The sequence below is a fragment of the Ewingella allii genome (genome assembly GCF_044430645.1).
Lineage (GTDB): Bacteria > Pseudomonadota > Gammaproteobacteria > Enterobacterales > Enterobacteriaceae > Ewingella > Ewingella allii.
In genome coordinates, this window is sequence record NZ_JAWUDN010000004.1 from 238,922 (window position 1) to 253,623 (window position 14,702).

General features: G+C 52.1%; 9 protein-coding genes. 6 read left to right on the plus strand and 3 right to left on the minus strand.

The window, feature by feature from the left end:
* Positions 1-76: 76 nt before the first annotated feature.
* Positions 77-1,453 carry an aromatic amino acid transporter AroP gene (gene aroP / locus SBO83_RS11815; RefSeq protein ID WP_396131638.1) on the minus strand — a complete coding sequence of 459 codons (1,377 nt, stop codon included), beginning with the start codon at positions 1,451-1,453 and terminating at the stop codon, positions 77-79.
* Positions 1,454-1,890: 437 nt separating this feature from the next.
* Between aroP and pdhR the strand changes: the two genes are divergently transcribed.
* The 6 genes from pdhR (at position 1,891) to yacL (ending at position 12,492) form a co-directional block, all read left to right on the plus strand.
* Positions 1,891-2,661 carry a pyruvate dehydrogenase complex transcriptional repressor PdhR gene (pdhR, locus tag SBO83_RS11820; RefSeq protein ID WP_034787223.1) on the plus strand — a complete coding sequence of 257 codons (771 nt, stop codon included), beginning with the start codon at positions 1,891-1,893 and terminating at the stop codon, positions 2,659-2,661.
* 171 nt (positions 2,662-2,832) lie between these two features.
* Positions 2,833-5,496, plus strand: a complete 2,664-nt coding sequence (gene aceE / locus SBO83_RS11825; RefSeq protein ID WP_353501011.1) for a pyruvate dehydrogenase (acetyl-transferring), homodimeric type — start codon at positions 2,833-2,835, stop codon at positions 5,494-5,496.
* A gap of 13 nt (positions 5,497-5,509) precedes the next feature.
* Positions 5,510-7,405, plus strand: coding sequence for a pyruvate dehydrogenase complex dihydrolipoyllysine-residue acetyltransferase (aceF, locus tag SBO83_RS11830; protein WP_185688562.1), 1,896 nt, complete (start codon positions 5,510-5,512; stop codon positions 7,403-7,405).
* 215 nt (positions 7,406-7,620) lie between these two features.
* Positions 7,621-9,045 carry a dihydrolipoyl dehydrogenase gene (lpdA, locus tag SBO83_RS11835; protein WP_353503897.1) on the plus strand — a complete coding sequence of 475 codons (1,425 nt, stop codon included), beginning with the start codon at positions 7,621-7,623 and terminating at the stop codon, positions 9,043-9,045.
* 406 nt (positions 9,046-9,451) lie between these two features.
* On the plus strand, positions 9,452-12,049 hold the full coding sequence (acnB, locus tag SBO83_RS11840) for a bifunctional aconitate hydratase 2/2-methylisocitrate dehydratase (protein WP_396131639.1): 2,598 nt from the start codon (positions 9,452-9,454) through the stop codon (positions 12,047-12,049).
* Between the two features lie 77 nt (positions 12,050-12,126).
* On the plus strand, positions 12,127-12,492 hold the full coding sequence (gene yacL / locus SBO83_RS11845; protein WP_396131640.1) for a protein YacL: 366 nt from the start codon (positions 12,127-12,129) through the stop codon (positions 12,490-12,492).
* A gap of 4 nt (positions 12,493-12,496) precedes the next feature.
* On the opposite strand, the gene yddG is transcribed toward yacL, so the two are convergent.
* Positions 12,497-13,375 (minus strand): aromatic amino acid DMT transporter YddG, encoded by an 879-nt coding sequence (gene yddG / locus SBO83_RS11850; protein WP_353501014.1) that lies wholly within the window; start codon positions 13,373-13,375, stop codon positions 12,497-12,499.
* Positions 13,376-13,500: 125 nt separating this feature from the next.
* Complete coding sequence (locus SBO83_RS11855) at positions 13,501-14,289, minus strand: hypothetical protein (protein ID WP_396131641.1); 789 nt, start codon at positions 14,287-14,289, stop codon at positions 13,501-13,503.
* Positions 14,290-14,702: the final 413 nt, after the last annotated feature.

Consider the following 14,702-nt stretch of genomic DNA (forward strand, 5'->3'; position numbering starts at 1 on the left):
ATAAAAAAAGCCCGGTTATTCACCGGGCTTTTTACTTTTAACATCTATAAGCCAGAACGCTTGTAAGCGAAAAACCTTACTTTGCCGCTGCGTTCAACGCTTTACTATTTTTGCTTTTCAGCAGGTAACCTACGGCCAGAATGGCGATCCACACAGGGATCAGCCATACGGAGATGGCCATGCCCGGGGTGATAGCCATAATCACCAGAATTGCCGCCATAAAGAGCAGGCAGATGTAGTTACCGACTGGATAGAGCAGCGCTTTGAACTTCGGCTCCACGCCTTCTTTACGTTTAGCCTGGCGGAACTTGATGTGTGCCAGGCTGATCATCGCCCAGTTGATCACCAATGCTGAAACCACTAACGCCATCAGCAGTCCAAAGGCTTCGCCCGGCATCAGGTAGTTAATCAATACGCAAAGCGCGGTAGTCGCAGCTGACACCAGAATTGAGCTTACCGGCACGCCGCGTTTATCCACATTGAGCAAGGCTTTTGGCGCATTGCCCTGTTGAGCTAGGCCGAACAGCATACGGCTGTTGCAGTATACGCAGCTGTTATAGACCGACAGCGCCGCCGTCAGGATAACCACGTTCAGGGCGTTAGCCACCAGCGCGTCTCCCAGCTCATGGAAAATCAGCACGAACGGGCTGGTGTCTGGCCCTACGCGCGTCCAAGGCATCAGTGAAAGCAGCACTGCCAGCGAACCCACGTAGAAAATCAGGATGCGGTAGATAACCTGATTGGTCGCTTTTGGAATGCTGACCTCTGGATTATCGGCTTCTGCGGCAGTAATACCAACCAGTTCAAGGCCGCCAAACGAGAACATAATGATCGCCATCATCATGACTAGCCCGGTCATGCCGTGAGGCAGGAATCCGCCTTGTTCCCACAGGTTGCGCACGGTGGCCTGCGGGCCAGCGGTGTCGCTGAACAGCAACCAGCCGCCGAACAGGATCATGGCAACAACGGCCACAACCTTAATGATTGCAAACCAGAATTCCATCTCACCAAACACTTTGACGTTGGTGAGGTTGATGGCGTTAATCAGCACGAAGAAAGCTGCTGCAGAGGCCCAGGTTGGGATCTCCGGCCACCAGAATTGAATGTATTTACCGACGGCGGTCAGTTCTGCCATGGCAACCAGGATGTAAAGCACCCAGTAGTTCCAGCCCGACGCGAAGCCAGCAAAACCACCCCAATATTTATAGGCAAAATGGCTAAATGAGCCTGCTACAGGCTCTTCCACGACCATCTCACCCAGCTGACGCATAATCAAAAAAGCTATAAATCCAGCAATAATGTAGCCAAGGATAATTCCCGGGCCCGCGGACTGGATAACGGAGGCGCTGCCCAGAAACAGGCCTGTCCCGACAGCCCCGCCCAGCGCAATCAACTGAATGTGGCGGTTTTTTAACCCGCGCTTCAGCTCATCGCCATGTTGTCGATCATCCATCTACTGATCCTCTGTGTTTGGGTAAACCCCATACAAATCTGCAAGTTAAGCAAGTTGTAAGGCGATGATTACAGTTATTGTATCTATTTATTTACGGCTGTCATGAAGCAAAAAAGCAGCATGAACTACCGTTGGGGCAAGAATAGTGGTATGCGCAAAAGTTTGCACCTGCTTTATGCAGCATTTGAATAACTCATAAGCAAATAATGTGGAAATTTGTCCCAGATCTTAAAAATGTGATCCCGACCCGAGCAAAAAATAGGAATGATAAATATTTGTTAAAATGTGCGAGCCTTGCTCATTTGCGGGGCGACCATATGGACACAAGGTGAATACTTTGTTACTTTACGGCCACGTTTTTTAAATTGGTATTACCAATTTACTCCGTGCACTCACAGATGTGCTACTCGCAGATTGCTATTCGTAGAGACCGTCACATGGCTTACAGCAAAATTCGACAACCTAAGTTGTCAGATGTGATCGAGCAGCAACTTGAGTTCCTAATACTTGAAGGGACGCTGCGCCCGGGTGAAAAACTTCTCCCTGAGCGTGAACTGGCAAAGCAGTTTGATGTTTCGCGTCCTTCTCTAAGAGAAGCAATCCAAAGTCTTGAGGCCAAAGGGTTGCTCCTGCGCCGTCAGGGTGGTGGCACTTTCGTGCAGAGTAATCTCTGGCAAAGCGTGAGTGACCCACTGGCAGAATTACTCGCCGACCATCCTGAGTCACAATTTGATCTCCTTGAAACTCGTCATGCTCTTGAAGGCATTGGGGCTTATTACGCCGCACTCCGAGGCACTGACGATGATTTGCAACGCATCCGCGACTGTCACGTGTTGATTCAGGTCGCGCAGGATAGCGGAGATCTTGACGCCGAAGCGGACGCCGTTATGCAGTATCAAGTGGCTGTCACAGAAGCCGCGCATAATGTGGTGCTGCTGCATTTGCTTCGCTGTATGGGGCCAATGCTGGAGAAAAACGTTCGACAGAATTTTGAATTGCTCTATGCGCGCCGGGAAATGCTGGCGGTGGTGAGCAAGCATCGCGCTGGGATTTTCGAGGCGATTGTGGCACGCGAACCGGAAAAAGCGCGTGAAGCATCACACCGTCACCTGGCGTTTATTGAGGAAGTCATGCTGGATGTCAGCCGGGAGCGCAGTCGTCGCGATCGGTCTTTACGTCGACTACAGCAACGCAAGGAAGAAAACTAGTCCACCAGGACCAACGTTGACGTTCTTATTTTGAGAACTGCGGCAACTAAACTGACGGGCCTGTCTTCGTGTGCTTTGAGTGGCACGCACTTTCTGCAACAGCAACATCAGAGCGCAGGAAGACAGGCTCCAGATAAACCAACGTATTAGATACAGATAAGGAAAAGCACCATGTCAGAACGTGTAAATAATGACGTGGATCCGATCGAAACTCGCGACTGGCTACAAGCGATCGAATCGGTCATCCGTGAAGAGGGTGTTGAGCGTGCACAGTTCCTGCTTGATCAGGTTCTGAATGAAGCACGTAAGGGCGGCGTAAGCGTCGCAGCTGGCGCTGCCAGCCGTAACTATGTCAACACCATCGCTGTTGAAGACGAACCTGAGTATCCGGGTAACCTGGAGCTGGAACGCAACATTCGTACTGCTATCCGCTGGAACGCGATCATGACCGTTCTGCGTGCCTCTAAAAAAGACCTGGATCTCGGCGGCCACATGTCCTCCTTCCAGTCTTCAGCAGCTATTTACGAAGTGTGCTTCAACCATTTCTTCCGTGCTCGCAATGAGAACGATGGCGGCGACTTGGTGTACTTCCAAGGCCACATCTCTCCAGGCGTGTACGCGCGTGCTTTCCTTGAAGGCCGCCTGACTGAAGACCAGATGAACAATTTCCGTCAGGAAGTTCACGGTAAAGGTCTTTCTTCTTATCCGCACCCTAAACTGATGCCTGAATTCTGGCAGTTCCCGACCGTTTCTATGGGGCTGGGTCCAATCGGTGCTATCTATCAGGCGAAGTTCCTGAAATATCTTGAACACCGTGGTCTGAAAGACACCTCCGCGCAGCGCGTTTACGCGTTCCTCGGCGACGGTGAGATGGATGAGCCAGAATCTAAAGGTGCGATCACTATCGCGACCCGTGAGAAGCTGGACAACCTGTGCTTCATCATTAACTGTAACCTGCAGCGCCTTGATGGCCCGGTTACTGGTAATGGCAAAATCATCAACGAACTGGAAGGCATCTTCGCGGGCGCTGGCTGGAACGTGATCAAAGTGATTTGGGGCAACCGTTGGGATGCGCTGTTGCGTAAAGACACCTCCGGTAAACTGATCCAACTGATGAACGAAACCGTTGACGGCGACTACCAGACCTTCAAGTCTCGTGACGGTAAATACGTTCGTGAGCACTTCTTCGGTCGTTATCCAGAAACTGCTGAGTTGGTTAAAGATATGACCGACGACGAGATCTGGGCGCTGAACCGTGGTGGTCATGATCCGAAGAAAGTCTTTGCTGCACTGAACAAAGCGCAGAACACCAAAGGCCAGCCAACTGTTATCCTTGCTCACACCATCAAAGGTTACGGCATGGGTGAATCAGCAGAAGGCAAAAACATCGCTCATCAGGTTAAGAAAATGAACATGGACGGCGTGCGTTATATTCGCGACCGTTTCAGCGTGCCAGTGACCGATGAAAACCTGGAAAAACTGCCATACATTCAGCTGGAAAAAGACTCTGCAGAGTACAAGTACCTGCATGAACGTCGTCAGGCGCTGAAAGGCTACCTGCCAACGCGTCTGCCAAACTTCACTCAGAAGCTTGAATTGCCGAAACTGGAAGACTTCTCTCAGCTGCTTGAAGAGCAGAAGAAAGAGATCTCTACCACTATCGCTTTCGTGCGTGCTCTGAACGTGATGCTGAAAAACGACTCTATCAAAGACCGTCTGGTACCGATCATCGCCGATGAAGCGCGTACTTTCGGTATGGAAGGTCTGTTCCGTCAGATTGGTATTTACAGCCCGAACGGTCAGCAATACACCCCGCAAGACCGTGAGCAGGTTGCTTACTATAAAGAAGACGAGAAAGGTCAGATCCTGCAGGAAGGTATCAACGAACTGGGCGCCGCATCTTCATGGCTGGCCGCAGCGACTTCTTACAGCACCAACGATCTGCCAATGATCCCGTTCTACATCTACTACTCCATGTTCGGTTTCCAACGTATCGGCGACCTGTGCTGGGCAGCGGGTGACCAACAGGCTCGCGGCTTCTTGGTCGGTGGTACTTCTGGTCGTACAACGCTTAACGGCGAAGGCTTGCAGCACGAAGATGGTCACAGCCACATTCAGTCTCTGACTATCCCTAACTGTATTTCTTACGACCCGGCTTACGCTTACGAAGTTGCAGTCATCATGCATGACGGCCTGACCCGTATGTACGGCGAAGCGCAAGAGAACATCTACTACTACATCACTACGCTGAACGAAAACTACCACATGCCAGCCATGCCAGAAGGCGCGGAAGAAGGCATCCGTAAAGGTATCTACAAGTTAGAAACCGTGGAAGGTAGCAAAGGCAAAGTGCAGCTGATGAGCTCCGGTTCTATCCTGCGTCACGTACGTGAAGCAGCGCAGATCCTGGCGAAAGACTACGGCGTAGGTTCTGACGTTTATAGCGTAACTTCCTTCACCGAGCTGGCTCGTGATGGTCAAGACTGTGAGCGCTGGAACATGCTGCACCCAACTGAGGCACCGCGTGTTCCTTATGTTGCTCAGGTGATGAACGATGCACCGGTAGTGGCTTCTACTGACTACATGAAGCTGTTCGCCGAGCAGATCCGTAACTTCGTTCCTGCCAGCGATTTCCGCGTACTGGGCACCGACGGCTTCGGTCGTTCTGACAGCCGCGAAAACCTGCGTCACCACTTCGAAATTGATGCTTCCTACGTTGTGGTTGCTGCGCTGGGCGAACTGGCCAAACGTGGCGAGATCGATGTGAAGGTTGTGGCTGAAGCCATTACCAAGTTCGGCATCGATGCTGACAAAGTTAACCCGCGTCTGGCATAAGAGGTAAAGACAGATGGCTATTGAAATTAACGTACCTGATATCGGTGCAGATGCAGTTGAAGTCACCGAAATTATGGTGAAGGTCGGCGATAAAGTTGAAGCTGAACAGTCGCTGATCACCGTTGAAGGCGACAAGGCTTCAATGGAAGTTCCTTCACCACAAGCGGGTGTTGTGAAAGAGATTAAAGTGGCAGTGGGCGACTCGGTTGAAACCGGCAAACTGATCATGATCTTCGACTCCGCTGAAGGTGCTGCTGATGCAGCACCTGCTAAAGCCGAAGAGAAAGCTGCACCAAAAGCAGAAGAGAAACCAGCCGCTGCGGCTTCTAGCGAAAGCAAAGAAGTCAGCGTACCGGACATCGGTGGTGACGAAGTTGAAGTTACCGAGATCATGGTTAAGGTTGGCGACAAAGTTGAAGCAGAACAGTCCCTGATCACCGTTGAAGGCGACAAAGCCTCAATGGAAGTTCCGGCTCCGTTCGCGGGTACCGTGAAAGAGATCAAAATCGCTGCGGGCGACAAAGTCAGCACCGGCTCTCTGATCATGGTGTTCGAGGTTGCAGGTTCTGGTTCAGCGGCTCCGGCCAAAGAAGAAGCCAAATCTGAAGCCGCACCGGCAGCCCCAGCGGCGTCGGGCAGCAAAGAAGTTAACGTGCCAGATATCGGCGGCGACGAAGTTGAAGTCACTGAAATCATGGTTAAAGTGGGCGACAAAGTCACTGCTGAACAGTCTCTGATCACCGTTGAAGGCGACAAAGCTTCAATGGAAGTTCCGGCTCCGTTCGCGGGTACCGTGAAAGAGATCAAAATCGCTGCGGGCGACAAAGTCAGCACCGGCTCCCTGATCATGGTCTTCGAAGTAGAAGGCGCTGCTCCAGCTCCTGCTGCTAAGAAAGAAGAAGCTGCTGCACCTGCTAAGCAAGAACAGAAAGCCGCTGCACCTGCTGCTAAGGCAGAAAGCAAAGGCGAGTTCGCTGAGAACGACGCTTACGTTCATGCGACTCCGGTTATTCGTCGCCTGGCGCGCGAATTCGGTGTGAATTTGGCGAAAGTGAAGGGCACGGGTCGTAAGGGCCGTATCCTGCGCGAAGACGTGCAGACTTACGTGAAAGAAGCCGTGAAACGCGCTGAAGCTGCACCTGCTGCAGCAACTGGCGGCGGTCTGCCGGGCATGCTGCCATGGCCGAAAGTCGACTTCAGCAAGTTTGGTGAAATCGAAGAAGTTGAATTGGGTCGTATCCAGAAAATCTCTGGTGCTAACCTGAGCCGTAACTGGGTGATGATCCCGCACGTTACGCACTTCGACAAAACCGATATCACCGAGCTGGAAGCATTCCGTAAGCAGCAGAATGACGAAGCGGCGAAACGCAAACTGGATGTGAAATTCACCCCAGTGGTCTTCATCATGAAAGCCGTTGCAGCTGCTCTTGAGCAAATGCCTCGCTTCAACAGTTCTCTGTCCGAAGATGGTCAGAAGCTGACGCTGAAAAAATACATCAATATCGGTGTTGCGGTTGATACGCCTAACGGCCTGGTTGTTCCCGTCTTCAAAGACGTGAACAAGAAAGGTATCGCTGAGCTGTCCCGTGAACTGATGGCTATCTCCAAGAAAGCGCGTGACGGTAAGCTGACTGCTGGCGAAATGCAGGGCGGTTGCTTCACCATCTCTAGCCTTGGTGGTATCGGGACGACCCACTTCGCGCCAATCGTCAACGCGCCAGAAGTGGCAATCCTCGGTGTCTCCAAGTCCGCAATGGAGCCAGTCTGGAACGGTAAAGAGTTCACACCGCGCCTGATGATGCCAATGTCGCTCTCCTTCGACCACCGTGTTATCGACGGTGCGGATGGTGCGCGCTTCATTACCATCATTAACAACGTGTTGTCTGACATTCGCCGCTTGGTGATGTAAGCCAAAAAAGCCGGCCAAACGGCCGGCTTTTTTCTGCTAATCTCGCCATGCTGTTGGGGATTATCAGTAGCAAAGCACAAATCGTATGCCGTTTGTTGTTTCAAATTTGTTAACAATTTTGTAAACTGCGGGCGATAGAACGACCCGGTGGACGATGGGCGTTACGACATAAATAAAGACGTCTGACCCGCCGGACAAACAATTAAGAGGTCATGATGAGTACTGAAATTAAAACTCAGGTCGTGGTACTTGGGGCGGGCCCTGCGGGCTATTCTGCTGCTTTCCGTTGCGCTGATTTAGGTCTTGAGACAGTTCTGGTTGAACGTTATTCCACCCTCGGTGGCGTGTGTCTGAACGTTGGCTGTATCCCTTCCAAAGCCCTGTTGCACGTGGCGAAAGTCATCTCCGAAGCTAAAGCTTTGGAAGAGCACGGCATTATTTTCGGCGAGCCGAAAACCGACATCGACAAAGTGCGTGTCTGGAAAGAAAAAGTCATCAACCAGCTGACCGGTGGTCTGGCAGGTATGGCGAAAGGCCGTAAAGTCAAAGTCGTGAACGGCTTGGGCAAATTTACTGGCGCGAACACTCTGGTTGTTGAAGGCGAAAACGGTGCTACCACCATCAACTTCGACAATGCGATCATTGCGGCGGGTTCCCGTCCAATCAAACTGCCATTTATTCCACATGATGACCCACGCGTTTGGGACTCAACGGATGCGCTTGAGCTGAAAACCGTCCCAGAGCGTCTGCTGGTCATGGGCGGCGGTATCATCGGTCTGGAAATGGGTACCGTTTACCACGCGCTGGGTTCAAAAATCGACGTAGTGGAAATGTTCGATCAGGTTATCCCTGCGGCTGACAAAGACGTTGTTAAAGTCTTTACCAAGAAAATCAGCAAGCAATTCAACCTGATGCTGGAAACCAAAGTTACCGCTGTTGAAGCCAAAGAAGACGGCATCTACGTAACAATGGAAGGCAAGAAAGCCCCTGCAGAACCACAGCGTTATGACGCAGTGCTGGTGGCAATCGGCCGCGTGCCAAACGGCAAATCGCTGGAAGCTGGCGCAGCAGGCATTGAAGTTGACGACCGCGGTTTCATCCACGTCGACAAACAAATGCGCACCAACGTGCCACACATCTTTGCTATCGGCGACATCGTCGGTCAGCCAATGCTGGCACACAAAGGCGTGCACGAAGGCCACGTGGCTGCCGAAGTTATCTCCGGCAAGAAACACTACTTCGATCCGAAAGTGATTCCATCCATCGCTTACACTGAGCCAGAAGTTGCTTGGGTCGGTCTGACTGAGAAAGAAGCGAAAGAGAAAGGCATCAGCTACGAAACCGCCACCTTCCCGTGGGCTGCTTCTGGCCGTGCTATCGCTTCCGACTGCGCAGACGGCATGACCAAACTGATCTTCGACAAAGAATCTCACCGCGTAATTGGTGGTGCTATTGTCGGTACTAACGGTGGCGAGCTGTTGGGCGAAATCGGTCTGGCGATTGAAATGGGTTGTGATGCAGAAGATATCGCGCTGACCATCCATGCTCACCCGACTCTGCACGAGTCCGTGGGTCTGGCAGCAGAAATCTACGAAGGCAGCATCACTGACCTGCCGAACCCTAAAGCGAAAAAGAAATAATTTAAGCTTTAGAGTTTGAACAAACGGCGCTGAAAGGCGCCGTTTTTTATGTCCGCTATTTGCCAAAACCCGCCTTTAATCCCTTGTTAATCTAAGCCTATTATGCTGTTCTAATGCGCGGCGAGAGGGCGCGCAGTCGATCCGTCTGCGCTCAACGATTCAGCAAAGATTTAATGTTGCTTTTATGTGAACGAATTAACAAGCGAGATAAATCCTGCTATGCTGCCTCGGCGCAAAGGGCCACTGTGCTTAGGTTCAAGGACTTGTTATGACGACAAAGAAATCAACATACCCGCAGTGTCCCGATTCATCAGAAAGATTGAAAAACCCTGCCCCTACAGGCATGACGCCGTTCTGATGATGGAAGCCAGGCATAATAAATGACAATGAGAGCGAGGAGAAAGTCGTGCTAGAAGAATACCGTAAGCACGTAGCCGAGCGTGCTGCAGAGGGCATCGTCCCTAAGCCACTTGATGCTTCACAGATGGCAGCGTTGGTTGAGTCACTGAAAAATCCGCCGAAAGGCGAAGAAGACACTCTGTTAGACCTGCTGATTAATCGTGTACCGCCAGGCGTTGATGAAGCCGCCTATGTTAAAGCCGGATTCCTGGCTGCCGTCGCCAAAGGCGAAACAACCTCCCCGTTGGTTACCCCTGAAAAAGCCATTGAACTGCTGGGCACCATGCAGGGCGGCTACAACATTCACCCGCTGATCGACGCACTGGAAGATGCCAAACTGGCACCTATCGCGGCTAAAGCGCTGTCCCATACTCTGCTGATGTTCGACAACTTCTACGATGTGGAAGAGAAAGCGCAGGCAGGCAATGAGCACGCGAAAAAGATTCTTCAGTCCTGGGCTGATGCGGAATGGTACCTGTCTCGTCCAAAGCTGGCCGAGAAAATCACCGTTACCGTTTTCAAAGTCACGGGCGAAACCAATACCGACGATTTGTCGCCTGCTCCGGATGCCTGGTCCCGTCCAGATATCCCTCTGCACGCGCTGGCTATGCTGAAAAACGAACGCGAAGGCATCGTGCCTGACGCGCCGGGCAGCGTAGGTCCAATTAAACAGATCGAAGAACTGAACAAAAAAGGCTTCCCGCTGGCTTACGTGGGTGACGTAGTCGGTACCGGCTCTTCCCGTAAATCTGCAACCAACTCCGTGTTGTGGTTCATGGGCGACGACATCCCATTCGTGCCGAACAAGCGCGGCGGCGGTGTGGTGCTGGGCGGCAAAATCGCACCTATCTTCTTCAACACCATGGAAGATGCGGGCGCGCTGCCAATCGAAGTGGACGTATCTGACCTGAACATGGGCGATGTTATCGACATCTTCCCGTACCTTGGCGAAGTGCGTAACCACGACACTGGCGAAGTGATTGCTAAGTTTGAGCTGAAAACTGACGTCTTGCTGGACGAAGTTCGCGCCGGTGGCCGTATTCCATTGATCATCGGCCGTGGCTTAACCACCAAAGCCCGTGAGTCTCTGAAACTGCCTGCGAGCGACGTGTTCCGTATCGCTAAGCCAGTTGCTAAGAGCAACAAGGGCTTCTCACTGGCACAGAAAATGGTTGGCCGCGCCTGTGGCGTTGCCGGGATTCGTCCTGGTGAATACTGCGAACCTAAGATGACCTCCGTAGGCTCTCAGGACACCACAGGTCCAATGACCCGTGATGAGCTGAAAGACCTGGCCTGCTTGGGCTTCTCGGCTGATTTAGTGATGCAGTCTTTCTGTCATACCGCCGCTTATCCTAAGCCGGTTGACGTCACGACTCACCACACTCTGCCTGACTTCATCATGAACCGCGGCGGTGTTTCACTGCGCCCGGGTGACGGTATCATCCACTCATGGCTGAACCGCATGCTGTTGCCAGACACCGTCGGCACCGGCGGCGACTCACACACTCGCTTCCCAATCGGCATTTCCTTCCCGGCGGGTTCCGGGCTGGTGGCCTTTGCGGCAGCAACCGGCGTGATGCCTCTTGATATGCCAGAATCCGTTCTGGTGCGTTTCAAAGGTAAGATGCAACCGGGTATCACCCTGCGTGATCTGGTTCATGCAATCCCTTACTACGCAATTCAAGAAGGTCACCTGACCGTTGAGAAGAAAGGTAAGAAGAACCTGTTCTCCGGCCGTATTCTGGAAATCGAAGGTCTGCCAGAGCTGAAAGTCGAACAAGCCTTTGAACTGGCGGATGCGTCCGCAGAGCGTTCAGCGGCGGGTTGTACGATCAAACTGGATCAGGCACCGATCAAAGAGTACCTGAGCTCTAACATCGTGCTGTTGAAGTGGATGATCTCTGAAGGTTACGGCGATCGTCGTACCATCGAGCGCCGCATCAAAGGCATGGAAGAGTGGCTGGCGAATCCAAACCTGCTCGAAGCCGATGCTGACGCGGAATACGCGGCAGTGATTGAAATCGATCTGGCTGAGATCAAAGAGCCAATCCTTTGTGCGCCAAACGATCCGGACGACGCTCGTCTGCTTTCCTCTGTGCAGAACAGCAAAATTGATGAAGTGTTCATCGGTTCTTGCATGACCAACATCGGTCACTTCCGCGCAGCAGGTAAACTGCTCGACAGCCATAAAGGCGCGTTGCCGACTCGTCTGTGGGTTGCTCCACCGACCAAAATGGATGCGGCTCAGCTGACAGAAGAGGGCTATTACAGCGTCTTCGGTAAGAGCGGTGCGCGTGTTGAAATCCCTGGCTGTTCACTGTGCATGGGTAACCAGGCACGCGTGGCCGACGGCTCGACCGTGGTTTCAACCTCTACCCGTAACTTCCCGAACCGTCTAGGCAATGGCGCAAACGTCTATCTGGCCTCGGCAGAGCTGGCCGCGGTGGCTTCCCTGCTGGGTCGCTTGCCAACGCCGGAAGAGTATTTAGGCTATATGGCCGAAGTGGACAAGACAGCGGTAGACACCTACCGTTATCTGAACTTCGACAAGCTGAGCGAATATACTGACAAAGCTGACGGCGTTATCTTCCAAACCGCAGTCTAAATCGTTATATTCTGACCATTGTTGAAAGGGGAGCCTCGGCTCCCCTTTTTGTTATGAATTTTTCAGAGGACTCAACCATGGACTACGATTTTTTGCGTGATATCACCGGTGAGGTCAAAGTTCGTTTTTCAATGGGGCATGAGGTTCTGGGCCACTGGCTGAACGAAGAAGTTAAAGGCGACTTGAGCGTGTTGGATAAAGTCGAAGCTGCCCTCGCCGAGCTGAAAGGTAGCGAGCGCCAGTGCCAGATTGAAGGCCATGAGTACACCCTGCTGCTGGCCGACGATGAAGTGATGATCCGCGCCAACCAGTTAGGATTCGAGGGCGACGAGATGGAAGAGGGCATGAGCTATTATGATGAAGAGAGTCTGGCGTTTTGCGGCGTCGAGGACTTTCTGCAAGTCCTCGAGAAGTACCGTTCTTTTATCACCATCTACCGGTAAGCCGTTACTTGCCGCGCGAGGCGCTCCAGCATAGCAGCGACCCCGCCACCACCATGCCGACGCCCGGCCAGAAACTGGCTCCCGGCAGGGTATGTAGCCACAGCCCCGCGATGAAAATAGCCGATAACGGCGTGAAATAGGAGAGGGCCGCCACCAGCGTGGCATTACCTTTTTTCATCGCGATGTCCCAGCACTGATAGGAAATCGCGGTGATCGCGCCCATCACCAGTAACTCAGTGACGGCCGGCCAGGTCATTCTGATTCGGGTAGAAGAGTAGTTGAAGTAGAGCGCCCACAGCACCGCGCCGGTTGCCAGCAAGAACAGCGGCAACACCCCAGCCCCTTTACTAAATATCCGCACCAGATTGGAATAGAGCGCCCAAGACACTGCTGCGCCAAGCGCCAGCGCATAAGCCACCGGGTTGCTGCGCACATTGCGCATCAGCTGGTGGATATCCAAACCGTGCCCGCCGCTAATGGCCCACAGCACGCCAACAAAGGCTAACACCGCGCCCGGCCACATCCACCAACGCACCTTTAATTTCAGCAACGGCACGGCGAACAGCAGAGTCAGGCTGGGCCACAAGTAGTTAATCAGGCCAAGTTCTAAGGTTTGCTGGCGGCTATGGGCCAGACCAATCGCCAGCGAAAACGACACCATATAGAAAACGAACAGCAGGCCGCAAATAATCAGATAAGCCGCAGATTGCCCGCGCAGCGTCGGCCGCCCGCTGGCCATCCACACCATAATTCCACTCACGGTATAAATAGAGGCTGCCGCGCCAAATGGCCCAAGGGCTTCGGCCAGACTGCGGGTCAGAGCAACGCTCATGCTCCACAATACAATGGCAATAACACCAAAAAGCGTCGCAAAACGATCCATGGATTCGGTCTGAGTCAGAGAAAGGGATATCCAAGATAAGCGATTGCCGCGGCTAAGCAAACCTGAAGAATCTCAATCCCCTTCATCAACAGCAATTCATGATGAAGGGGAGTGAAAGGCGGGGATCAGAAGTAGTAACCGACCTCTAAGCCCAGCGTCGAGGTGGTGGTGGCTGGCTGATAGTAGCCGACATTCTGACCGTCGAGCTGGCCCTGTTTGTCGTCCGATTTACCGTATTTCTGGTGAATATAGGACGCTTTCACAAACAGGTCTTTGTTGATATTCCACGTCAGGCTGGTGAACGGCGACAGGCGAGATTTCGGCTCAAGCCAGACACCGCCCTGATTGCTGTGGGTCCAGGTCTTAATCGGATATAGCGCGCCGCCTTCCAAACTGAGGCGCGACTCGCTGGTCATCTGCCAGTTTGCGCCAAGAGAAGCTTTGGCGTAAGGCTGGAGCGTGACTTCCAGCGCACTAAATTGGCGGGTGCGATTCTCTGAGGCAATATAAACATCGTCGGAACGAATATTGCGCAGCCAGAATTGCCCGCCCAGCGCCCCTTTGGCATCAAAAGAAATGCTGTCCGAGGCGCGATAACGGTAACCGCGCGTGATATCCGCGCTGTAGCCGGTATAGGTGGTTTTGCCTTTTAACGAGCCATCGGGCACGTTGGCGCTATCATCTAGCGTGCTGCCCTGATAATTGACGATGCCAAACATCAGGCTCATGTCCCAGGCTTTTAATAAGCCACTTGGGGCATCGAGATAGTTATTGGCGCCAAAGTTTACTCGCAGGCGAGGACCATGTTCTGCAACGTATTTGCCGTCTTGGTTAGCGACGGTTTCATCCCATTTATAATATTCCGCCCCATAACTGACATAGTGGCGTGTTCCATCGGTATTGCTGCTGAACAAACTTTCCCCGGCCCGGGAAACCCCGGAAACCAATAAAGAGCTCGATACCAATAAGGTGGCAACGGTCTTTAATTTACAGATTGTCATTTTATTATTTCTTTGTGTCGGTGAAGGAGAGCGGTGATTTTAAAAACAGCGGGGGGATGCTAACGCAGGATAAGGTGGGTAAAACAGGCTCTATTCATTTTTGGTCAAAATAAGATCAATACAGAGGTATTAAGTTAAATTTAAAGTCTTTATGGTTAACTAGTTGAGTTAGTTATCTTTTTATATTCTTTAAATTTGACTTAATACGCGGATCATTTTCTGATCAATTTGACTTAAGGTAATGTAAAAAACAGCTTTAGTGAATTTTTTAGGTAGAAGCGGGGATTTCTATAAGAATTAAATGTAGCTGAGCGTGGAGTTAAGTC